Raw genomic sequence first — 21,649 nt, 5'->3', positions numbered from 1 at the left:
CTCCGGTGTGGTTATTTTGCCCCTCTGGAGAAGCGTCGTGAAGCGACTCGCACTTATCCTGATTTGCCTGCTATTACAGGCGTGTTCGGCCACCACTAAAGGCTTGGGCGATTCACTGTGGGACAGTTTGTTCGGTACGCCAGGCGTACAGCTAACGGATGACGATATTCAAAACATGCCTTATGCCAGCCAGTACATGCAGCTTAACGGCGGTCCTCAACTGTTTGTGGTGCTCGCTTTCTCGGAAAACGGGCAGCAGAAATGGGTGACGCAGGATGGCGCGACGATCGTGACGCAGCATGGCCGTCTGGTCAAAACGCTGCTCAGCGGCGACAACCTGATCGATGTGAATAATCTGGCGGCCGACCCGCTGGCGAAACCAGGACAGATTATCGATGGCGCGACCTGGACTCGCACCCTGGGCTGGACCGAACATCGCCAGGTGCGTTACGCCACCGCCCGTTCCGTTTTTACATGGCGAGGGACCGATAGCGTTAGCGTCGGCAGTGAAGAGACCGCCGTGCGGGTGCTGGATGAAGAAGTGACGACCGATCAAACGCGTTGGCGTAATCGCTACTGGGTTGATAACGAAGGCCAAATTCGCCAGACGGAACAGTATTTGGGCGCGAATTACTTTCCGGTGAAAACCACGCTGATTAAGGCGGCAAAATCATGATGAAAAGGACGATAAGCGCGCTGGCGCTGGCCTTTGTCGCGTCATCCGCCTTTGCCAGCGGCACTGTTACCGTTTTTACCCAAGGTAATAGCGAGCCTAAAACGCTGACAGACGCTGAGCGTCTGCTCGATTTAGTCGGACAGCCGCGCCTGGCAACGAGCTGGTGGCCTGCGGCGGTGATAGGCGAAGAACAGGCGACCGTGACGGCGCGTCAGCAGCAACAGGAACTTCTCGGGCGACTGGCGGCGCTCAGCGCTGAGGAAGACGGTGATGCGGCGGCGGCGATAAACACACTGCGCCGACAGATTCAGGCGCTGAAGGTGACGGGCAGACAATTCGTGAATCTTGATCCTGACGTGGTGCGGGTGAGCGAACGAGGTAACCCGCCGCTGCAAGGTCACTACACGCTCTGGGTCGGGCCGCAACCCACGCAGGTGACGCTCTTTGGCTTGATTAGCCAGCCGGGCAGCCAGCCGTTCGTCCCTGGGCGGGACGTCGCCAGTTATCTCGAGGGTCAGCGCTTACTCAGCGGCGCGGATCGTAGCTATGCCTGGGTGGTTTACCCTGATGGACGCAGCCAAAAAGCGCCGGTGGCTTACTGGAATAAACGTCATATCGAGCCAATGCCCGGCAGTATTATTTTTGTCGGTTTTGCCGATTCCCTTTGGCGCGGCACGCCGGAGGCGATAAATGCCGACATTCTTCATACCCTGACGCAGCGGATACCGGAATAATGAAAAAAACACATCTGCTCAGCGTGCTGGCGCTGGGTATTAGCGCGGCCTGCCATGCCGAAACATATCCAACCCCTATTGGGCCTTCACAATCTGACTTTGGCGGCGTGGGCCTGCTGCAAACGCCGACAGCGCGTATGGCGCGTGAAGGGGAGATGAGCCTGAACTATCGTGATAACGATCAGTACCGCTACTACTCGGCTTCGGTTCAGCTTTTCCCGTGGCTGGAAACCACGTTGCGCTATACCGATGTCCGTACGAAAAAGTACAGCAGCGTGGAATCATTCTCCGGCGACCAGACTTACAAAGATAAAGCGTTTGATGTGAAACTGCGGTTGTGGGAAGAGAGTTACTGGATGCCGCAGGTGGCGGTTGGCGCGCGCGATATCGGCGGGACGGGGCTGTTTGATGCGGAATATATTGTAGCGAGTAAGGCCTGGGGGCCGTTTGATTTTTCATTAGGTCTCGGCTGGGGCTATCTTGGCACCAGCGGCAATGTGTCTAATCCTTTCTGTTCGTATAGTGATAAATTCTGTTCACGTGATAACCGTTATAAAGAGGCAGGTTCCGTCGACGGTAGCGATATGTTTCACGGCCCGGCCTCGCTGTTTGGCGGCGTGGAATACCAGACCCCGTGGCAACCGCTACGCCTGAAGCTGGAGTATGAAGGCAATAACTATCAGCAGGATTTTGCGGGTAAACTGGAACAGAAGAGCAAGTTTAACGTCGGCGCCATTTACCGCGTCACCGATTGGGCCGACGTTAACCTCAGCTACGAGCGCGGCAACACCTTTATGTTTGGTGTTACGCTGCGCACCAATTTCAACGATTTACGTCCCGCGTATCATGACAATTCACGCCCGCAATACCGACCACAGCCGCAGGATGCCATCCTGCAACATTCGGTAGTGGCTAATCAATTAACGTTATTGAAATATAATGCTGGTCTGGCGGACCCGAAAATCCAGGTCAAAGGCGATACGCTGTACGTTACCGGTGAACAGGTGAAGTACCGCGACTCCCGTGAAGGGATCGTGCGCGCTAACCGGATCGTCATGAACGATCTGCCGGAGGGGATCCGCACGATCCGCGTGACGGAAAACCGCCTTAATCTGCCGCAGGTCACCACTGAAACCGATGTCGCCAGCCTGAAACGCCATCTGGAAGGCGAACCGCTGGGACATGAAACCCCGCTGGCGCAAAAACGCGTAGAGCCGATCGTGCCAGAGAGTACTGAACAGGGCTGGTATATCGACAAGTCGCGCATTGATTTTCATCTTGATCCCGTGCTGAATCAGTCGGTAGGCGGCCCGGAAAACTTCTATATGTATCAGTTGGGCGTAATGGGAACTGCGGATCTGTGGGTCACGGATCATCTGCTCACCACGGGCAGCGTGTTTGCCAATATCGCCAACAACTACGACAAATTTAACTACACCAATCCGCCGAAGGATTCACATCTGCCGCGGGTGCGTACGCATGTCCGTGAGTATGTGCAGAATGATGTTTATGTGAATAACCTACAGGCCAACTACTTCCAGTATTTTGGCAATGGTTTCTATGGGCAGGTCTACGGTGGTTATCTGGAGACCATGTTTGGCGGTGCCGGGGCGGAAGTCCTGTATCGCCCGATAGACAGCAATTGGGCGTTTGGTCTGGATGCCAACTACGTGAAACAGCGTGACTGGCGTAGCGCGCAGGATATGATGAAGTTTACCGATTACAGCGTGAAGACCGGACATTTGACCGCATACTGGACGCCGTCGTTCGCCCAGGATGTGCTGGTGAAAGCCAGCGTTGGTCAGTATCTGGCGGGCGATAAAGGCGGTACGCTGGAGATCGCCAAACGCTTCGATAGCGGCGTCGTTGTCGGCGGTTACGCGACGATTACCGATGCGTCGCCGGATGAATATGGGGAAGGGGATTTTACCAAAGGCGTATATGTTTCCGTGCCGCTGGATCTCTTCTCGTCCGGCCCAACCCGAAGTCGTGCGGCAATTGGCTGGACGCCGCTGACGCGTGACGGTGGTCAACAGCTTGGGCGTAAGTTTGGCCTGTATGATATGACCAGTGACAGGAGCGTAAATTTCCGTTAATACTCAGGCCGGATAAGGCGTTCAAAGCGCTATCCGGCAAATTATCTTATTGAACAAAATATAAACATAAATAAAAAATATAGATGCTCGTCACATTTGTGCGTTATACAGAAACCTCGCCGCAGAGAAAGAGGGGGCTGTTATGATGCCATTATCGCGCTCACGTCTTGAGTTTATCGCCACGATTTTACAAAACGTACTAAATTTGGGGCTGCTTACCCTCGGTCTGATCCTGGTCGTTTTTCTCGGTAAAGAGACGGTGCATCTGGCGGATGCATTATTCGTGCCTGAGCAAGCCAGCAAATATGAACTGGTGGAAGGGCTGGTGATCTACTTTCTTTATTTCGAATTTATTGCGCTGATTGTGAAGTACTTTAAGTCTGGCCTTCACTTTCCGCTGCGCTATTTCGTGTACATTGGGATCACGGCGATTGTGCGCCTGATCATTGTCGATCATAAAACGCCAATGGATGTATTACTCTATTCGGCGGCGATCCTCCTGTTGGTTATCACGTTGTGGTTATGTAATTCGAACCGACTACGGCGAGAATAGGCGTCGCCACACCGTAACGGACGTACGGCGTGGCGATAAATCAGCTTATTGTATGGCGGCTTTCGGCGTTTTCTCTTCTGCTGGCGTCCATAACTTCTCAAGTTCTTCCAGCGTTTTGCCTTTGGTTTCCGGCACGAACTTCCACATAAACAGCGCCGCCAGAATACCCATACAACCGTAAATCCAGTAGGAGAAACCGTTGTGGAAATGGGAAACCAGCCACGAATTTTTGTCCATCATCGGGAAGGTCCAGGAGACGAAGTAGTTCGCCAGCCACTGCGCGGCGACGGCAATGGCGAGCGCTTTGCCACGAATCGCGTTCGGGAAGATTTCTGCCAGCAGCACCCAACAAACCGGTCCCCAGGACATGGCAAATGCGGCGACGTAAAACAGCATCGACAGCAGCGCTATCAGCCCGGAAGCCTGGGTGTAAAACGCGGTGCCAAGGCTGAACATCCCAAGAGCCATACCCAATGCGCCAATAATTTGCAGCGGTTTGCGACCAAATTTATCTACCGTCATGATGGCCAGCACGGTGAAGCTCAGGTTGATTACGCCGACAATAATGGTCTGCAAGAGCGCCACGTCGGTGCTGGCCCCTAACGTTTTAAACACTTCCGGCGCGTAGTAGAGCACGACGTTAATGCCGACAAACTGCTGGAAGACGGACAGCATCACGCCAATGACTATCACGCCCACGCCAAACATCAACAGGCGTCCGCCGGTTTTACGACCATGCTCCAGAGACTGGTTGATCTCCTGCATGGCCTGGGTAGTGAGGCTGCTACCCATAATTTTGCGCAGAATGCCCTCCGCCTGTTCGTGTTTGCCACGTGCCATCAGCCAGCGCGGGCTTTCCGGTACGGTATACAGCAGCAGTAAAAACAGCAGGGCGGGAATACTTTCTGAAGCAAACATATATCGCCAGCCATCGGTATTCAGCCAGTTAGCGTCACCAGAGCGGGCAATGAAATAGTTAACGCAATACACCAACAGTTGACCAAAAATAATGGCGAACTGGTTAAAGGAAACCAGTTTCCCACGAATATGCGCTGGAGCCAGTTCAGCAATATACATCGGTGAGAGCATTGAGGCTAAACCAACGCCAATACCACCAATGATGCGATAAATAACAAATTCGGGGACATATCCGGCCAAATAAACAGGTACGGCATTATCTGGGTTAATCGTGGTAAATCCTAATTCTGGCCATGCGGAGCCAATACCGGAAATAAAGAACAGCAGAGCGGCGATTTTCAGCGAGTCCCGACGACCAAAGCGGTTACTGCAATAACCGCCCAGCGCACCGCCGATGATGCAGCCAATCAACGCACTGGCGACGCAGAAGCCCAATAGCGAGTTGGCGGCGGATTCACTTAAATGTTGCGGAGCGACAAACACGGTATTTAAGGATTCTACCGTTCCGGATATGACGGCAGTGTCATAGCCGAATAATAACCCTCCTAATGTTGCGACTAAGGTAATGGAAAAAATATAGCGGGAATTATAGTGGGTGTTCATTCAGACCTGCCTTAGAGGATACAGCTCTTTTGATCAGTGTCGTGATGGTGAATTTAACAGGCAGGGAAAACAATTATCATTTTTTACATTGCAATTATGTTTTGTCTTTTCTGTGATCTTAATTCTGTTTAATTTGTCTGTTTTCAGACGGTAAATATAATTGCAGTGATGGGGGCCACGAAAGAAAATAATCGTAACAGCAATGCAAAATAACATAAAAAAAGCGCTCCGAAGAGCGCCAAAATACGACCATAAGTGGGGATAACATAAGTTGAGGGCAGTGGCATTGCCCGTTGCCGGGCAGGTACTTCGATAAGACTTAACCTTTCACACCCCCTGCCGTCAGGCCGTTGACCAGCCAACGCTGCGCCAACAGGAACACCAGGGTGATAGGAATAGCGGAAAGGACGGCGGCGGCGGCAAAGTCGCCCCACAAATAGTTTTGCGGGTTGAGATATTGCTGCATACCCACGGCCAGCGTATAGCTGTCCACATCGCGCAGTAACAACGAGGCGACCGGAACTTCGGTAATCGCCGCGATGAACGACAGAATAAACACCACCGCCAGAATCGGTACGGAAAGCGGCAGCAGCACCAGGCGAAATGCCTGCCACGGGGTTGCGCCATCCAGCGCGGCGGCCTCTTCCAGCGAGCTGTCGATAGTTTCGAAGTAGCCTTTAATCGTCCAGACGTGCAGCGCGATGCCGCCAAGATAGGCGAAGATCACGCCGCCATGCGTATTCAGACCGATAAATGGAATGTATTGTCCCAGGCGATCAAATAACGCATACAGCGCTACCAGAGACAAAACCGCCGGAAACATCTGGAAAATCAGCATCCCTTTGAGCAGTGTTGCTTTACCTGGAAAACGCATTCGTGCGAAAGCGTAGGCGCAGGTGGTGGAGAGCGCCACGATGCCGATGGCGGTAATACCGGCGATTTTCACCGAGTTCCACAGCCACAGCAGGACCGGGAAGGGAGGCGGCGTTACCCGACCATCCGCATGTTCCACGCTGAAACCCAGCGCCAGCCGCCAGTGTTCCCAGGAGATTTTGTCCGGGATCAGGCTTCCGGTGGCGAAGTTCCCTTCACGTAGCGAGATAGCGATGACCATCAGCAGCGGGAACATAATCGCCGCGATGAAAATCAGCAGCCCCAGGTGCGTGATCAGGAGACGCAGTTTCTGAGATTTGGGTTGGACCATAGCCATTGTTATTATCTCCCTTAATCAAACTTCATACGCGTGGCTTTCAGGTTCACTATTGCCAGCGCGCCTACCAGCAGGAAGATCAGCGTGGCAATGGCCGCCGCCAGACCGAAGTCCTGACCGCCGCCGCCTTCAAAGGCGATACGGTAGGTGTAGCTGACGAGCAGATCGGTATAACCGGCAGGCGTGGTGGTGCCGAGGCGGTCTGGCCCGCCGTTGGTCAATAACTGAATCAGGACAAAGTTATTAAAGTTAAAGGCGAAGCTGGCGATCATCAGCGGCGTTAGCGGCTTAATCAGCAGCGGTAAGGTGATTTTAAAGAAATTCTGAAATGGACCGGCGCCGTCCATTGCGGAGGCTTCGTACAGGTCATCCGGAATCGCTTTCAGCAGCCCCATACACAGGATCATCATGTAGGGATAGCCCAGCCAGGTATTCACGATAATCACCATTGCCCGCGCGGTGTTGGGGTCGCTGAACCAGGCCGGTTTAATGCCAAACAGCGCGCTCAGCATCATATTGATTTCGCCAAAGCTTTGGTTGAATAACCCTTTGAAAATCAAAATTGAAATAAACGACGGTACGGCGTAGGGCAGAATCAGCAGGACGCGGTAGATAGCTTTACCTTTCAGCGCTTCCCACTGTACGAGGCAGGCCAATACCATCCCAACCGCCACGGTTAACACCACAGTGAGGACCGAAAAGACCACGGTCCAGACGAAGATAGCGAAAAAGGGCTTCTGAATCCCTTCGTCGGTAAAGACGCGCGTAAAGTTTTTCGCGCCGATAGTAACGGTATAACCAGGACTGAGTTTTTCATCACCCCAGCTTCCGTCGGCGTTGATCGACTGATAATAACCGCTATCGTTGTTTGGCCGGTATTTTACGCCGCTCTGGTTATTGGTAAGCAGGCCGTCATCAGCCAGTGTGTACAGCGGACGGGTACCGGAAAACTGACGTAGCGAGCTCATAATCACTTTACTTTCATCCGGCAGGACGGCGGTTATCTGGTTCAGCGCCAGACGGTTCTGGGTGATTATCCGCAGATTGGCGCGTTCGCCGCCCGGTAGGGCATCGGTCTCTTTCAGCTGTAATTTTTGTTCGCCGCCGAAGGAAAATGCGTCAGACAGGTAATGTTTGCCCGTTTCTCCGTCGGTGAGGGCCAGTTGCCACTCGTTGCCGGCCGGGTAAAGACCGAAGTTATAGGTTTTTCCCGCCTGATAAGAACGGTCCATCAGCACTTGCTGGGCGCGTTCAAAGGTGAGCTGGTTGGTGCTGCTGTAGTTAGTAAAGGCGATGGCGATGGTGCACACCAGCGGGAATAGCACAAACAGCCCCATGCCGGCGAGGCCAGGGTAAACGTAGCGCCAGGCGTAGGTTTTACGATTTGCAAAAATATACAGGCCAGCAGAGCTTAAAATCAGCGTCATGATGGCGAACAGATACTCCCCTTGTACGTACATTAAAACTACAAGGTAACCCACCAGCAGGCCCAGCAGACCAATTACTGACCATTTAAGCTGGTCGCTTTGCCACCAGTGTTTCTTTTTAATGACATCCATGGGGGTTTTCCTCTACAGCGTTGAAACTTCCTGGCCGGAGATGTGCCTGATGGCGCTGCGCTTATCAGGCCTACGGTGTGTTGTAGGCCGGATAAGGCATTTATGCCGCCATCCGGCACAGGCTCGCGGCATTACTTAGTGATACGGCTTTGTGCATCTTTCAGCGCGGCATCCACGGTTTGACGGCCGCTGGCGGCGTTGATCACAGCCGTACGTACCGCATACCAGAAGGCGGACATCTGCGGAATATTCGGCATGATCTCGCCTTTCTGGGCGTTATCCATGGTGGCGGCGATACGGGGGTCTTTCGCTAACTGCTCCTGGAAAGATTTCAGCGCCACGGCGCCCAGCGGTTTATCTTTGTTCACCGCTTCCAGACCCTGATCGGTCAGCAGGTAGTTTTCGAGGAACTCTTTCGCCAGCTCTTTATTCGGGCTGGCAGCGTTAATCCCCGCGCTCAGCACGCCGACGAACGGTTTCGAGGGTTTGCCTTTGAAGGTCGGCAGCAGGGTGACACCGTAGTTGACTTTGCTCTTGTCGATGTTCGACCATGCCCACGGGCCGTTGATGGTCATTGCCGTTTCGCCTTTATTGAAGGCCGCTTCGGCGATGGAGTAATCGGTATCGGCGCTCATATTTTTGTTCTTGATCATATCGATCAGGAAAGTCAGGCCCGCTTTCGCGCCGGCGTTGTCGACGCCAACGTCTTTCACGTCATACTTGCCGTTTTCAAATTTGAACGCGTAACCGCCGTCAGCGGCGATCAACGGCCAGGTGAAATACGGCTCTTGCAGGTTGAACATTATCGCCGACTTCCCTTTCGCTTTTAGTTCTTTATCCAGCGCCGGGATCTCTTCCCAGGTTTTCGGCGGGTTCGGGACGAGGTCTTTGTTATAAATCAGGGAGAGGGCTTCAACGGCGATGGGGTAGGCGATCAGCTTGCCGTTATAACGTACCGCATCCCAGGTGAACGGATAGAGTTTGTCCTGAAACGCTTTATCCGGAGTGACCTCCGCCAGCAGACCAGACTGCGCGTAGCCGCCAAAACGGTCGTGCGCCCAGAAGATAATGTCAGGACCGTCGCCGGTGGCAGCCACCTGCGGGAATTTCTCTTCCAGCTTATCCGGGTGCTCAACGGTCACTTTAATGCCGGTGTCTTGCTCAAATTTTTTACCGACCTCGGCCAGACCGTTATAGCCCTTGTCGCCGTTGATCCAGATAACCAGTTTACCTTCTTCAATTTTGGCGAGAGCCGGGGCGGAAATCATCATCGTCGTAAGTGCGGATAATGCGAGGATGCCTACGCCAGTTTTAATCTTCATATCTCCCATCCTTTTTGGTGATGTACACAGAGGTGGTTTAACGGTCTCTAGTTTCTTTATACGACAACCTCTTTCCATCCTCCCCGCCCCTACGCCCCACCCCGGCTTTATGTGATCTGTGTTACATAAATGTGAGTAATGCGTGCTGGCGCACATAAAAACACGCCGATTTTTGCGGGCGGCATCACGAAATTCCTTTTCTGCCCGCGCCCGTGGTCTCAGGCGCTGTGCCCTCATCCTCCCGCCTCCTCCCCCATAAAAAAGCCGGGGGGTGGAGGATTTACCCCAGTCAGGGATCGCGCATAGTCAGGCCATCATGAATGTTGCTGTCAATGACAGGTTGTAACGAAGGGAGAAGGGCATGGCGAGCGTACAGCTACGAAATGTAACGAAAGCCTGGGGTGACGTGGTGGTATCGAAAGATATTAACCTCGATATCCATGACGGGGAGTTCGTGGTGTTTGTCGGACCGTCAGGCTGTGGTAAATCGACCTTGCTGCGTATGATCGCCGGGCTTGAAACCATTACCAGTGGCGACCTGTTTATCGGGGAAACCCGTATGAATGATATTCCGCCTGCCGAGCGCGGCGTGGGCATGGTATTCCAGTCTTATGCGCTCTATCCCCATCTCTCCGTTGCAGAAAACATGTCTTTCGGCCTCAAGCTGGCGGGCGCCAAAAAAGAGGTTATGAATCAACGCGTCAACCAGGTGGCGGAAGTGCTGCAACTGGCGCATCTGCTGGAACGTAAGCCAAAAGCGCTTTCCGGCGGTCAGCGTCAGCGCGTAGCGATTGGCCGCACGCTGGTAGCGGAGCCGCGTGTGTTTTTGCTGGATGAACCGCTCTCTAACCTGGATGCCGCACTACGCGTGCAGATGCGCATTGAAATTTCTCGCCTGCATAAACGTCTGGGCCGCACGATGATTTACGTCACCCACGATCAGGTCGAGGCGATGACGCTGGCCGACAAAATCGTGGTGCTGGACGCCGGTCGCGTCGCGCAGGTCGGTAAGCCGCTGGAGCTGTACCACTATCCGGCGGACCGCTTTGTCGCGGGCTTCATCGGCTCGCCGAAGATGAACTTCCTGCCGGTGAAAGTGACCGCCACCGCGATTGAACAAGTCCAGGTCGAACTGCCGAATCGCCAGCAAATCTGGCTGCCGGTCGAAAGTCGCGGCGTGCAGGTCGGCGCCAATATGTCTTTAGGCATTCGGCCGGAACACCTGCTGCCGAGCGATATCGCCGATGTCACCCTGGAAGGTGAAGTCCAGGTGGTCGAGCAGTTAGGGCACGAAACACAAATTCATATCCAGATCCCCGCCATCCGTCAAAACCTGGTTTATCGCCAGAATGACGTGGTGCTGGTAGAAGAGGGCGCCACATTCGCTATCGGCCTGCCGCCAGAGCGCTGTCATCTGTTCCGCGAGGATGGCAGCGCATGTCGTCGTCTGCATCAAGAGCCGGGTGTTTAAGGCCTCCATAAAAAAACGAAACGCAAAACCATTCGCAGTTTTAGAAGGTGGCAGCGTTTAAAGAAAAGCAATGATCTCAGGAGATAGAATGATGATTACTCTGCGCAAACTCCCTCTGGCGGTTGCTGTCGCAGCGGGCGTAATGTCCGCTCAGGCAATGGCTGTCGATTTCCACGGTTACGCCCGTTCCGGTATTGGCTGGACGGGAAGCGGCGGCGAACAACAATGTTTCCAGGTGACCGGTGCACAAAGTAAATACCGTCTCGGTAACGAATGTGAAACCTATGCGGAACTGAAACTGGGCCAGGAAGTGTGGAAAGAGGGCGATAAGAGCTTCTATTTCGACACCAACGTCGCCTATTCGGTTAACCAGCAGAACGACTGGGAATCGACCGATCCCGCCTTCCGCGAAGCGAACGTGCAGGGTAAAAACCTGATTGAATGGCTGCCGGGCTCTACCATCTGGGCCGGTAAGCGCTTCTATCAGCGTCATGACGTACACATGATCGACTTCTACTACTGGGATATTTCAGGTCCTGGCGCGGGTATCGAAAATATCGATCTGGGCTTCGGTAAGCTTTCACTGGCGGCGACCCGCTCTACTGAAGCGGGCGGCTCTTACACCTTCAGCAGCCAGAATATTTATGATGAAGTGAAAGATACCGCTAACGACGTCTTTGACGTACGTCTGGCTGGTCTGCAAACGAACCCGGACGGCGTACTGGAGCTGGGCGTTGATTACGGTCGCGCCAATACGACCGATGGTTATAAGCTGGCTGATGGGGCATCGAAAGACGGCTGGATGTTCACCGCCGAACACACGCAAAGTATGTTGAAAGGCTATAACAAGTTTGTCGTGCAATATGCCACCGATGCCATGACCACGCAGGGTAAAGGCCAGGCGCGTGGTTCCGACGGTTCTTCATCTTTCACTGAAGAATTGCCTGATGGAACCAAAATTAATTATGCCAATAAGGTCATCAATAATAATGGCGATATGTGGCGTATTTTGGATCATGGCGCCATCTCGCTTGGTGATAAATGGGATTTGATGTACGTCGGTATGTACCAGAATATCGATTGGGATAATAACCTGGGTACTGAGTGGTGGACCGTGGGCGTACGTCCAATGTACAAGTGGACGCCAATCATGAGTACCCTGCTGGAAGTCGGCTACGACAACGTGAAATCTCAGCAGACCGGCGATCGTAACAATCAATATAAAATCACCCTGGCGCAACAGTGGCAGGCGGGCGACAGCATCTGGTCGCGTCCGGCTATCCGTATTTTCGCCACCTACGCGAAATGGGATGAGAAATGGGGCTATATCAAAGACGGCGATAACATTTCCCGTTATGCCGCAGCGACTAACTCCGGCATTTCCACCAACAGCCGTGGCGATAGCGATGAGTGGACCTTCGGCGCCCAGATGGAAATCTGGTGGTAATACGATGGTCATCTGACGTAACGAGGGGCGCAAGCCCCTCTGAAACATCAGGTCTGATGATGCTTGTAAGCCGAATAAGGCGCCAGCCGCCATTCGGCGATATGTTTGGGTTGGCGCGCTATTGCCTGGCTACCGCTGAACCCGCCTTATTGAGGTGAGAATAATGAAAATGAAGAAAAGTCTCGTCGCCCTCTGTTTAACCGCAGGGCTGTTCGCCAGCGTGCCGGGTATCAGCCTGGCGGAAGTGAACTATGTACCGCAAAATACCAGCGCCGCGCCCGCTATTCCTGCTGCTGCGCTACAGCAATTAACCTGGACGCCTGTAGATCAGTCAAAAACGCAGTCTACCCAACTGGCGACGGGCGGCCAGCGCCTTGACGTCGCCGGCATTACCGGCCCGGTCGCCGCTTATAGCGTTCCGGCGAATATCGGCGAGCTGACATTAACTCTCACCAGCGAGGTCAATAAGCAAGCCAGCGTTTTTGCGCCAAACGTGTTGATTCTTGACCAAAATATGACGCCTTCGGCATTCTTCCCCAGCAGTTACTTTACTTATCAGCAGCCGGGCGTCATGAGCGCAGACCGGCTGGAAGGCGTGATGCGCCTGACGCCTGCGTTGGGGCAGCAGAAACTCTATGTTCTGGTGTTTACGACCGAAAAAGATCTTCAGCAAACCACTACGCTGCTCGATCCGGCAAAAGCCTATGCCAAAGGCGTCGGTAACTCTATCCCGGATATTCCCGATCCAGTTGCTCGCCATACCACTGACGGCGTGGTGAAACTGAAGGTGAAAACCAACAGTAGCTCCAGCGTATTGGTCGGGCCGTTGTTTGGCTCGTCCGGTACCGGGCCGGTAACGGTAGGCAATACCGCCGCGCCGGTCGCTGCGCCAACGCCAGTCGCGCCGAAGAAAAGCGAACCGATGTTGAACGATACGGAAAGCTACTTTAATAAAGCGATTAAGGATGCCGTAGCGAAAGGCGACGTCGATAAAGCGCTGAAACTGCTTGATGAGGCCGAACGTCTGGGATCGACATCTGCCCGTTCCACCTTTATCAGCAGTGTAAAAGGCAAGGGGTAATTGTTTCCCCACAGTGCTGATTTTGCAGCAACTGGTGCGTCTCCTGGCGCACCTTTTTTTATCATTTCATGCGAATTGTTATTTTTTTGTTGCGCAACAGATCACTTAATTGTGATTGCGCCCCCCGTAATGTCTTTTCTGAGATACAATGACTTTAGGTTATGAATCGGAGAGTAAGGCATGTCACACCCTGCGTTAACGCAACTGCGTGCGCTGCGCTATTTTGATGCGATTCCTGCGCTTGAACCCCATTTGCTGGACTGGCTGTTGCTGGAAGATTCTATGACTAAACGTTTTGAGCAACTGGGAAAGCGGGTAAGCGTGACGCTGATTCGGGAAGCGTTTGTCGACCAAAGCGAGGTCGAGGAAGCATCAGGTTTACTGCCATCCGAATCCCGCTACTGGTTACGTGAGATACTGCTTTGCGCTGACGGCGAGCCCTGGCTTGCCGGACGTACCGTGGTACCGGAATCCACGCTGTGCGGACCTGAACAGGTCTTACAACATCTGGGTAAAACCCCGCTTGGACGTTATCTATTTACATCATCGACACTGACCCGCGATTTTATTGAAATTGGACGCGATGCAACGCTGTGGGGGCGCCGCTCTCGACTGCGGTTGAGCGGAAAACCGCTGTTGCTTACCGAGCTTTTTTTACCTGCATCGCCGCTGTACTGAGAGGAAGATAAAGATGGAGTGGAGTCTGACGCAGAGTAAGCTGCTGGCGTTTCACCGTTTGATGCGTACAGATAAGCCTATTGGCGCGTTGCTGCTGCTCTGGCCGACGCTTTGGGCGCTATGGGTGGCGACACCGGGTATGCCTCAGCTGTGGATTTTGGCGGTTTTTGTCGCTGGCGTGTGGTTAATGCGCGCGGCGGGCTGCGTGGTAAATGATTACGCCGATCGTAAATTTGACGGACATGTAAAACGTACGGTCAACCGGCCTTTACCCAGCGGCGCCGTGACAGAGAAAGAAGCGCGCAACCTGTTTGTGGTACTGGTGCTGCTGGCGTTTCTGTTGGTGCTGACGCTGAACGCGATGACGATTCTGCTTTCCGTGGCGGCGTTGGCGTTGGCCTGGGTTTATCCCTTTATGAAACGCTACACCCACCTGCCGCAGGTCGTGCTGGGGGCCGCTTTCGGCTGGTCAATCCCCATGGCGTTCGCCGCGGTGAGCGAATCCCTGCCGTTGAGCTGCTGGCTGATGTTCCTCGCCAATATTCTCTGGGCGGTGGCTTACGATACGCAATATGCGATGGTCGACAGAGATGATGATATCAAGATAGGCATTAAATCGACGGCGATCCTGTTTGGTCGTTATGACACATTGATTATCGGGATTCTGCAGCTTGGCGTCATGGCGTTAATGGCGCTGATCGGCTGGTTGAATGGTCTGGGATGGGGATATTACTGGGCTGTGCTGGTGGCGGGCGCGCTGTTTGTCTACCAGCAAAAACTGATTGCGAACCGTGAACGTGAAGCCTGCTTTAAAGCCTTTATGAACAATAATTACGTTGGCCTGGTGCTATTTTTAGGGCTGGCGATGAGTTACTGGCACTTCTGATGTCATGCCGGGCGGACCCGGCCTACAAAGCCAAAATTTTCAATACGTCATATCAGTTGCCCGATAAGCTTACGCCATCGGGCATTTCAGGCACTGGCTTACTCGCCCTGCGTCGCGCTTTCAATCGTCAGACGGACATCAGAGGTAATCAGATCGGCAAGCATCTGATATATCTTCATCGTTTCTGCCGGTTCGGCATCGCCCGTATCACTGATATAACCCTCATCCCGTAGCGTCAACACGAGTGAACTGAACACCGCTTTGTCGAAAAACTCCGGCGCGTTAATACCGTGCAGGACAGACAGACGTTGCGCCACGGTACGGCTTTCTTTCTCCAGCGTACTGCGGTTGATGGACGGATTGGCGCTCAACAGCCAGAACGTAATGGCATAACGCTGTAGCGTTTCGCGCGCGCCTGCCGCCAGCAGTTGCAGCGTACGGGAATGCGTCGGGTTGATATGCAGTTCATCATCCTGCAGGGTAATTAGCCCCTGACGCTGCATTTCACTGGCCAGCGCGTCGATGACCGAGGCTAACTCCTCGCGCTCCCAGCGCAGGAACAGCTCCGCTTTTAACATCGGATAGAGCGCTTCAACATGCTGCTGCAACGCATCACGCGAAATGCGACGATGCTGGGTGATAATCGCCGCCATCAGCGAAGGCATAATCAACATATGCGCGATATTGTTACGATAGTAGGTCATCAACACCGCCTGCTCGCGCGGCAGGATGATGATATCGCCAATGGTGTCTTTCTCGACCTCAAACTTATTCATCTGCAGCGCGTGAGCGATGAGCTCGCCAGCGCTGGCGGCAGGAACGGTTGAGTCTGTGGAATAAGGGACATTGCGCATCAGATCGAGATAGCAATCAAGCTGCTCGGTGAGCTGCTCGCGGGTGAGCGAGCGCTGACGCGACGCTAACAGCGCGGTACAACACAGGTTCATCGCGTTTGCCGCGCCAGCGTTGTTAATACGCACCATCAGATCGGCGGCGATACTATTTACCGTCGGCGTCAGCCAGGCTGGGCGTATGGCCTCTATAGGGTCTATAGATTCGCGCCACTCCGGCACATGCTGGTTCAGGTACGTCATGAGCGGCATCGGTTCGCCAAAGTTAACGTAGCCCTGACCCAGATTGCGCAGCTTGCTCAAGCCTTTCAGCATCTGCGGCAGGCTCTCTTTCTCTTTTGTCGCGCCGCGCAGTTCTTTCGCATAGGTGCCCACTTCCATGACGTGCTCATAGCCGATGTAAATAGGCACTAACGTAATTGGACGGGTACCGCCGCGCAGCATCGCCTGGATAGTCATCGACAGGGTGCCGGTTTTCGGATCTAACAAACGTCCGGTACGCGAACGTCCTCCTTCGACAAAATACTCAACCGAGTAGCCGCGGCTGAACAGCTCGCCCAGGTATTCGCGAAAGACGGTGGAATAGAGTTTATTCCCCTTAAAGGTGCGACGAATAAAGAACGCGCCCAGACGACGGAAAATCGGGCCAGCGGGCCAGAAATTAAGGTTAATACCGGCGGCAATGTGCGGCGGAACCAGTCCCTGGTGATACAGCACATAAGAAAGGAGCAAGTAGTCCATATGGCTGCGATGACAGGGCACATAGACGATTTCATGCCCGTCGTGCGCCAGTTGGCGTACGCGCTCGGCGTTATGCACGTTAATCCCCTGGTACAGTCGGTTCCAGGTAAACCCCAAAATCCTGTCGGTCAAACGAATCATCTCGTAAGAGAAGTTCGCCGCGATCTCTTCCATCAGCGCAATGGCGTTTTGCTGCGCTTTTTCATGAGAGATTTTCTTACTACGCGCTTCGTCTTCTACCGCGCGGGCGATCGCTTTCGAGGCCAGCAGTTTGTTAAACAGATCCTGACGGGCTGGCAGGCGTGGGCCAACCGCCGCCAGGCGCTGGCGGGCAAAGTGCATACGCGCCACGCGAGCCAGCTTCTGCGCGATGATTTTATCGGTGCCGTGTTCATCAGCCATACGACGCAATGAGACGGACGGCGAGAATCGGACAAAGCTATCGCGACCCAGCCAGGAGATGGCAAAGAATTTCTGTACGCCGTTCAGCATACGTAAAGGCGGGTTATCTTCTCCCTTTTCACGACCCGGCGCGCGGCCAAACATCACGGAAACGGGCACCATCTGCACGTCCAAAGCCGGATTACTCCGATGCAGATCGAGATAATCGTGAAAAAGTTTCACCGACTCTTCTTTTGGCGTGTAATAGGTAAAGACACGCGGTCCGCCGTGAATAAATACATAGCGTGGCAGCAGCGCGCCGTCGATCTCCAGCGGCTCCAGCGGATCCGGGAGATCGTGCGCCAGACATTGAGCCCGCAGCGTCAGTAAGTCCGCTTTTGAGTTGTATGGCAAGACATACATAATGGGGCGAGAAGTATCGAGCCCCAATTCCTGGGCGGGTTCCGCCGGAATAGACTTGCTTTTTACCAGTATGCTTAATGGTAAATTCAGTAATTTGTAGTAAATTCGTGGCCAGCCGGACATAAACGATGTAAAGCCTCTGGTTAATAATGCAAATGCGGTGCAAGGATATCAGAAAGTTTAGCGAATTTCTGTTGTATCCCGTCATACTTCGCGCTGCGTTACGGCAGTCCGAATCGTGCAGGGCAACCGTATAATGTCATTGACGTTAATAATGTAAAAAGGTTCTTTTGATGGCCAATAATACCACTGGATTCACCAGAATTATCAAAGCGGCAGGATATTCCTGGAAAGGATTTCGCGCCGCATGGACTCACGAAGCAGCGTTTCGCCAGGAAAGTATCGCGGTATTGCTGGGCGTCATCATCGCCTGCTGGCTGGATGTGGATGCGATTACCCGTGTGTTATTGATAGGTTCCGTTTTACTTATCATGATTGTTGAAATCCTCAACAGCGCTATTGAAGCGGTCGTGGACCGCATCGGTTCTGAATACCATGAGCTTTCCGGCCGTGCGAAAGATATGGGATCGGCTGCGGTGCTACTGTCTATTTTCGTTGCCCTGATGACCTGGGGCATCCTGTTATGGTCACATTTTCGATAAAGGTTCCAAATTTTATAAATCTCTTGTTTTTTGCGCCGTTTGTGGTTCCAAAATCACCTTTAACTGTATATACTCACAGCATGACTGTATATACACCCAGGGGGCGGAATGAAAGCGTTAACGGCCAGGCAACAAGAGGTGTTTGATCTCATCCGGGATCACATCAGCCAGACAGGTATGCCACCGACGCGTGCGGAAATCGCGCAGCGTTTGGGGTTCCGTTCCCCAAACGCTGCGGAAGAACACCTTAAAGCGCTGGCGCGCAAAGGGGTGCTTGAAATCGTTTCCGGCGCATCGCGAGGTATCCGTCTGTTACAGGAAGAAGAGGGCGGATTACCGCTTGTCGGGCGTGTCGCGGCGGGTGAACCGCTTCTGGCGCAGCAGCATATTGAAGGCCATTACCAGGTCGACCCTTCACTGTTCAAACCCAGCGCCGATTTCCTGCTGCGCGTGAGCGGTATGTCGATGAAAGACATCGGTATTATGGATGGGGATTTGCTGGCGGTACATAAAACGCAGGACGTCCGTAATGGCCAGGTGGTTGTCGCTCGCATTGACGATGAAGTGACAGTAAAACGGCTGAAAAAGCAGGGCAATAAAGTGGAGCTGCTGCCGGAAAACAGCGAGTTTACACCGATAGTGGTGGATCTGCGCGAACAAAGCTTTACGATTGAAGGGCTGGCGGTAGGCGTCATTCGCAACGGGGAATGGTTGTAATCTCGTTTTAATCTCCTTGTAAGCCGTCATCCGGCAATCGTGCAGCCTGATGGCGCTGCGCTTATCAGGCCCACGGGAATGCAGTTCCTGAGATGATTAATTTGTAGGCCGGATAAGGCGTTACGTCGCCATCCGGCAATGCGCTCGTTTCCTTTAACTCCTTGTCAGGCTTTTCTCCATGCCGCTTTTTACCTCCTCTGATAAAGCTCTCTGGCGTCTCGCGCTGCCGATGATTTTTTCTAACATCACCGTCCCCTTACTGGGGCTGGTCGATACGGCGGTGATTGGTCATCTGGACAGCCCGGTTTTCCTTGGCGGCGTGGCGGTGGGCGCGACTGCCACCAGCTTTCTTTTCATGCTGCTGCTATTTCTACGTATGAGCACCACCGGACTAACGGCGCAGGCATTTGGCGCCAAAAATCCGCAGGCGTTAGCCCGGGCGCTCATTCAACCGTTATTGCTGGCGCTGGGCGCTGGCGTGATGATTGTGCTATTTCGCACGCCGCTTATCGAGCTGGCTTTACATATTGTCGGCGGGAACGACGCTGTCCTGGTGCAGGCGAGACGCTTCCTTGAAATTCGTTGGCTAAGCGCTCCCGCGTCACTGGCGAATCTGGTGCTGCTCGGGTGGCTGTTAGGCGTTCAATATGCGCGGGCGCCGGTTATCTTGTTGGTCGTGGGCAATATCCTCAACATCGCGCTCGACCTGTGGCTGGTAATGGGACTTCATATGAACGTGCAGGGCGCCGCCCTGGCGACGGTCATCGCAGAATATGCCACGTTACTGATCGGCCTCATGATGGTACGTAAAGTTCTCCATCTCCGCGGTGTGTCGCTGGATATGCTAAAACAGGCCTGGCGCGGCAACGTGCGCCGCCTTTTGGCGCTCAATCGCGATATCATGCTGCGCTCATTGCTCCTTCAGCTTTGTTTTGGCGCAATCACGGTGTCAGGCGCGCGGCTGGGCAGCGATATTATCGCGGTAAATGCAGTCCTGATGACCTTACTCACCTTTACGGCCTATGCGCTGGACGGTTTTGCTTATGCGGTGGAGGCGCACTCCGGTCAGGCTTACGGCGCGCGTGACGGTAGCAAGCTACTGGACGTCTGGCGAGCGGCGTGTCGTCAGTCGGGAATTGTGGCCTTGTTGTTTTCCACAGTCTATGCCCTGGCAGGCGAACATATTGTCGCGTTACTGACCTCATTGCCGCAAATACAGCTACTGGCGGATCGGTATCTTATCTGGCAGGTGGTATTACCGCTGGTGGGCGTATGGTGCTATCTGCTCGACGGTATGTTTATTGGCGCGACGCGCGCCGCCGAAATGCGCAATAGCATGGCAGTCGCCGCGGGAGGATTTGCGCTGACGCTCTTCGCCCTGCCGGTATTAGGAAATCATGGTTTATGGCTGGCATTAACCGTGTTCCTGGCGCTTCGCGGTCTGTCGTTGAGCCTTATCTGGCGTCGTCACTGGCGCGAGGGTACATGGTTTGCCAGATCGTGACGGTTAAAAATTCTGAATATAAAACCGAAGGCCGAATTCCTGCCTACAATTATTATCACGTCCAGCAGAAATTGCAGTGCATTTGGGCGAATAACACCTGCTATTCCTAACCGAATGATGAGGACAAGATGATGAATAAAGACGAAGCCGGCGGTAACTGGAAACAGTTTAAAGGTAAAATGAAAGAACAATGGGGCAAACTGACCGATGACGATATGACCGTTATCGAAGGTAAACGTGACCAACTGGTAGGTAAAATCCAGGAGCGTTACGGTTACCAGAAAGATCAGGCGGAAAAAGAGGTTGTTGACTGGGAAACCCGTAACAACTATCGCTGGTAATATGTTTTCCCCTACCAGGAGTACATGGATGTGCTTCCCACTGTTTGCTTATGAATGCGGGCGTGCCCCTCTCTACTGCCGCCCGTTTTTCCGTTCAGGCTAACGCGGTTTTTTCTTCACCAGCACCGAGTGATCGTGACCACAGTCGCCCGGATGGCGACACGCTTCCACTTCTACGCACGCAGGGCACAGACCGTGCGCCTCAATAACGTTATGTCGTAGCGCAAAGCCCATTTTAGCCGCCAGCGTATGCATGATGTCTTCCACGCCCTCGGCACACTCTTCCTTCACCACGCCGCAACGATCGCAGATAAACATGGCCGAGCTGTGCGTTGGCTGGTCGAACAGGTGGCAAACCACGTAACTATTGGTGGATTCCACTTTATGGACAAAACCCTGTTCGAGCAAAAAATCCAGCGCGCGGTAGATAGTGGGCGGTTTGGCCTGTGGTTCCGTTTCGCGCAGCAAATCGAGCAAATCGTATGCGCTGATGGCACCCTGCTGCAGACTCATCAGGCGCAGCACTTCGAGGCGCTGAGGCGTCAGGCGCACGTTGCGCTGCGCGCAGAGTTTTTCAGCTTGCGCCAGTAACTCTTGCGTTGTGGTCTTTTCCATGTAGCACCTCGAATGGCATGAAAGTCTAATCCGTTACTTTACCACGAGCTGCTTAAAACTCTGAAATTACCCCGCGACAATATATCGCCTGCTAAGCTTTTCCGCGCCAGTATTCTCATCTATACATAATGAGGGTCGATATTATAACAACAGGATTTAACATCACTATTTCACAGCAAT

20 protein-coding genes and 1 pseudogene are annotated in these 21,649 nt (G+C 53.5%); 15 read left to right on the top strand and 6 right to left on the bottom strand.

Going from position 1 to position 21,649, the window contains the following annotated elements:
* Nucleotides 1-37: 37 nt before the first annotated feature.
* From ACLJRE_RS16745 to psiE, 4 genes are all read left to right on the top strand, one after another.
* Nucleotides 38-676 carry a YjbF family lipoprotein gene (locus ACLJRE_RS16745; RefSeq protein ID WP_000824808.1) on the top strand — a complete coding sequence of 213 codons (639 nt, stop codon included), beginning with the start codon at nucleotides 38-40 and terminating at the stop codon, nucleotides 674-676.
* Entirely contained in the window at nucleotides 673-1,410 is a 738-nt protein-coding gene (locus tag ACLJRE_RS16740; protein ID WP_000977972.1) for a capsule biosynthesis GfcC family protein, read from the top strand. The genes ACLJRE_RS16745 and ACLJRE_RS16740 overlap by 4 nt, the downstream gene beginning before the upstream one ends.
* Nucleotides 1,410-3,506, top strand: a complete 2,097-nt coding sequence (locus tag ACLJRE_RS16735) for a YjbH domain-containing protein (RefSeq protein WP_000750812.1) — start codon at nucleotides 1,410-1,412, stop codon at nucleotides 3,504-3,506. Before ACLJRE_RS16740 ends, ACLJRE_RS16735 begins: the two co-directional genes overlap by 1 nt.
* Before the next feature lie 142 nt (nucleotides 3,507-3,648).
* Nucleotides 3,649-4,059: a phosphate-starvation-inducible protein PsiE gene (gene psiE, locus ACLJRE_RS16730; protein WP_000982752.1), complete on the top strand. Its 411-nt coding sequence runs from the start codon at nucleotides 3,649-3,651 to the stop codon at nucleotides 4,057-4,059.
* A 45-nt stretch (nucleotides 4,060-4,104) separates the two neighbouring features.
* On the opposite strand, the gene xylE is transcribed toward psiE, so the two are convergent.
* The 3 genes from xylE to malF form a co-directional block, all read right to left on the bottom strand.
* Nucleotides 4,105-5,580: a D-xylose transporter XylE gene (gene xylE, locus ACLJRE_RS16725; RefSeq protein WP_001091898.1), complete on the bottom strand. Its 1,476-nt coding sequence runs from the start codon at nucleotides 5,578-5,580 to the stop codon at nucleotides 4,105-4,107.
* Between the two features lie 319 nt (nucleotides 5,581-5,899).
* On the bottom strand, nucleotides 5,900-6,790 hold the full coding sequence (gene malG, locus ACLJRE_RS16720; RefSeq protein WP_001252085.1) for a maltose ABC transporter permease MalG: 891 nt from the start codon (nucleotides 6,788-6,790) through the stop codon (nucleotides 5,900-5,902).
* A 14-nt stretch (nucleotides 6,791-6,804) separates the two neighbouring features.
* Complete coding sequence (malF, locus tag ACLJRE_RS16715; protein ID WP_000382569.1) at nucleotides 6,805-8,349, bottom strand: maltose ABC transporter permease MalF; 1,545 nt, start codon at nucleotides 8,347-8,349, stop codon at nucleotides 6,805-6,807.
* Nucleotides 8,350-8,391: 42 nt separating this feature from the next.
* On the opposite strand from malF, the pseudogene ACLJRE_RS16710 reads away from it, so the two are divergent.
* Nucleotides 8,392-8,532: pseudogene (locus ACLJRE_RS16710) on the top strand (hypothetical protein); the annotation flags it as partial.
* Here ACLJRE_RS16710 and malE read toward each other — a convergent pair.
* Nucleotides 8,481-9,671, bottom strand: coding sequence for a maltose/maltodextrin ABC transporter substrate-binding protein MalE (gene malE, locus ACLJRE_RS16705; protein ID WP_000695415.1), 1,191 nt, complete (start codon nucleotides 9,669-9,671; stop codon nucleotides 8,481-8,483). The pseudogene ACLJRE_RS16710 and the gene malE sit on opposite strands and share 52 nt — an antisense overlap.
* A 361-nt stretch (nucleotides 9,672-10,032) precedes the next feature.
* Between malE and malK the strand changes: the two genes are divergently transcribed.
* The 5 genes from malK (at nucleotide 10,033) to ubiA (ending at nucleotide 15,234) form a co-directional block, all read left to right on the top strand.
* The gene (malK, locus tag ACLJRE_RS16700) at nucleotides 10,033-11,142 is read left to right on the top strand and encodes a maltose/maltodextrin ABC transporter ATP-binding protein MalK (RefSeq protein ID WP_000179176.1); all 1,110 of its coding nucleotides are present in this window, start codon (nucleotides 10,033-10,035) and stop codon (nucleotides 11,140-11,142) included.
* Between the two features lie 88 nt (nucleotides 11,143-11,230).
* Entirely contained in the window at nucleotides 11,231-12,589 is a 1,359-nt protein-coding gene (locus tag ACLJRE_RS16695) for a maltoporin (RefSeq protein WP_000973678.1), read from the top strand.
* Between the two features lie 163 nt (nucleotides 12,590-12,752).
* Complete coding sequence (gene malM, locus ACLJRE_RS16690; RefSeq protein WP_023212855.1) at nucleotides 12,753-13,670, top strand: maltose operon protein MalM; 918 nt, start codon at nucleotides 12,753-12,755, stop codon at nucleotides 13,668-13,670.
* Nucleotides 13,671-13,850: 180 nt separating this feature from the next.
* On the top strand, nucleotides 13,851-14,348 hold the full coding sequence (ubiC, locus tag ACLJRE_RS16685; RefSeq protein WP_000019216.1) for a chorismate lyase: 498 nt from the start codon (nucleotides 13,851-13,853) through the stop codon (nucleotides 14,346-14,348).
* A 13-nt stretch (nucleotides 14,349-14,361) separates the two neighbouring features.
* A complete protein-coding gene (ubiA, locus tag ACLJRE_RS16680; protein ID WP_000455249.1) occupies nucleotides 14,362-15,234 on the top strand; it encodes a 4-hydroxybenzoate octaprenyltransferase in 873 nt (290 codons plus the stop codon).
* A gap of 98 nt (nucleotides 15,235-15,332) precedes the next feature.
* Here the strand turns inward: ubiA and plsB are convergent, their stop codons facing one another.
* Nucleotides 15,333-17,753, bottom strand: coding sequence for a glycerol-3-phosphate 1-O-acyltransferase PlsB (gene plsB / locus ACLJRE_RS16675; protein WP_000017360.1), 2,421 nt, complete (start codon nucleotides 17,751-17,753; stop codon nucleotides 15,333-15,335).
* A 170-nt stretch (nucleotides 17,754-17,923) separates the two neighbouring features.
* On the opposite strand from plsB, the gene ACLJRE_RS16670 reads away from it, so the two are divergent.
* The 5 genes from ACLJRE_RS16670 to ACLJRE_RS16650 all read left to right on the top strand — a co-directional run bounded on the left by ACLJRE_RS16670 (nucleotide 17,924) and on the right by ACLJRE_RS16650 (nucleotide 20,854).
* Nucleotides 17,924-18,292: a diacylglycerol kinase gene (locus tag ACLJRE_RS16670; protein ID WP_000002900.1), complete on the top strand. Its 369-nt coding sequence runs from the start codon at nucleotides 17,924-17,926 to the stop codon at nucleotides 18,290-18,292.
* Between the two features lie 108 nt (nucleotides 18,293-18,400).
* Nucleotides 18,401-19,009, top strand: coding sequence for a transcriptional repressor LexA (gene lexA, locus ACLJRE_RS16665; RefSeq protein WP_023212854.1), 609 nt, complete (start codon nucleotides 18,401-18,403; stop codon nucleotides 19,007-19,009).
* A 178-nt stretch (nucleotides 19,010-19,187) separates the two neighbouring features.
* Entirely contained in the window at nucleotides 19,188-20,513 is a 1,326-nt protein-coding gene (gene dinF / locus ACLJRE_RS16660) for an MATE family efflux transporter DinF (protein WP_001128113.1), read from the top strand.
* Nucleotides 20,510-20,623, top strand: a complete 114-nt coding sequence (locus ACLJRE_RS16655; RefSeq protein WP_001575282.1) for a hypothetical protein — start codon at nucleotides 20,510-20,512, stop codon at nucleotides 20,621-20,623. The genes dinF and ACLJRE_RS16655 overlap by 4 nt, the downstream gene beginning before the upstream one ends.
* Before the next feature lie 21 nt (nucleotides 20,624-20,644).
* The gene (locus ACLJRE_RS16650; RefSeq protein ID WP_001030592.1) at nucleotides 20,645-20,854 is read left to right on the top strand and encodes a CsbD family protein; all 210 of its coding nucleotides are present in this window, start codon (nucleotides 20,645-20,647) and stop codon (nucleotides 20,852-20,854) included.
* 99 nt (nucleotides 20,855-20,953) lie between these two features.
* On the opposite strand, the gene zur is transcribed toward ACLJRE_RS16650, so the two are convergent.
* The gene (zur, locus tag ACLJRE_RS16645) at nucleotides 20,954-21,469 is read right to left on the bottom strand and encodes a zinc uptake transcriptional repressor Zur (RefSeq protein ID WP_000416271.1); all 516 of its coding nucleotides are present in this window, start codon (nucleotides 21,467-21,469) and stop codon (nucleotides 20,954-20,956) included.
* Between the last annotated feature and the right edge of the window lie 180 nt (nucleotides 21,470-21,649).

The organism is Salmonella sp. SAL04157 (assembly GCF_046551635.1).
GTDB lineage: Bacteria > Pseudomonadota > Gammaproteobacteria > Enterobacterales > Enterobacteriaceae > Salmonella > Salmonella enterica.
This window is presented reverse-complemented; position numbering and strand designations above follow the sequence as displayed.

Coding starts and splice junctions, on each gene's coding strand:
- ACLJRE_RS16740 (WP_000977972.1), top strand. CDS start 673: ATGATGAAAAGGACGATAAGCGCGCTGGCGCTGGCCTTTGTCGCGTCA.
- ACLJRE_RS16735 (WP_000750812.1), top strand. CDS start 1,410: ATGAAAAAAACACATCTGCTCAGCGTGCTGGCGCTGGGTATTAGCGCG.
- psiE (WP_000982752.1), top strand. CDS start 3,649: ATGATGCCATTATCGCGCTCACGTCTTGAGTTTATCGCCACGATTTTA.
- xylE (WP_001091898.1), bottom strand. CDS start 5,580: ATGAACACCCACTATAATTCCCGCTATATTTTTTCCATTACCTTAGTC.
- malG (WP_001252085.1), bottom strand. CDS start 6,790: ATGGCTATGGTCCAACCCAAATCTCAGAAACTGCGTCTCCTGATCACG.
- malF (WP_000382569.1), bottom strand. CDS start 8,349: ATGGATGTCATTAAAAAGAAACACTGGTGGCAAAGCGACCAGCTTAAA.
- malE (WP_000695415.1), bottom strand. CDS start 9,671: ATGAAGATTAAAACTGGCGTAGGCATCCTCGCATTATCCGCACTTACG.
- malK (WP_000179176.1), top strand. CDS start 10,033: ATGGCGAGCGTACAGCTACGAAATGTAACGAAAGCCTGGGGTGACGTG.
- ACLJRE_RS16695 (WP_000973678.1), top strand. CDS start 11,231: ATGATGATTACTCTGCGCAAACTCCCTCTGGCGGTTGCTGTCGCAGCG.
- malM (WP_023212855.1), top strand. CDS start 12,753: ATGAAAATGAAGAAAAGTCTCGTCGCCCTCTGTTTAACCGCAGGGCTG.
- ubiC (WP_000019216.1), top strand. CDS start 13,851: ATGTCACACCCTGCGTTAACGCAACTGCGTGCGCTGCGCTATTTTGAT.
- ubiA (WP_000455249.1), top strand. CDS start 14,362: ATGGAGTGGAGTCTGACGCAGAGTAAGCTGCTGGCGTTTCACCGTTTG.
- plsB (WP_000017360.1), bottom strand. CDS start 17,753: ATGTCCGGCTGGCCACGAATTTACTACAAATTACTGAATTTACCATTA.
- ACLJRE_RS16670 (WP_000002900.1), top strand. CDS start 17,924: ATGGCCAATAATACCACTGGATTCACCAGAATTATCAAAGCGGCAGGA.
- lexA (WP_023212854.1), top strand. CDS start 18,401: ATGAAAGCGTTAACGGCCAGGCAACAAGAGGTGTTTGATCTCATCCGG.
- dinF (WP_001128113.1), top strand. CDS start 19,188: ATGCCGCTTTTTACCTCCTCTGATAAAGCTCTCTGGCGTCTCGCGCTG.
- ACLJRE_RS16650 (WP_001030592.1), top strand. CDS start 20,645: ATGAATAAAGACGAAGCCGGCGGTAACTGGAAACAGTTTAAAGGTAAA.
- zur (WP_000416271.1), bottom strand. CDS start 21,469: ATGGAAAAGACCACAACGCAAGAGTTACTGGCGCAAGCTGAAAAACTC.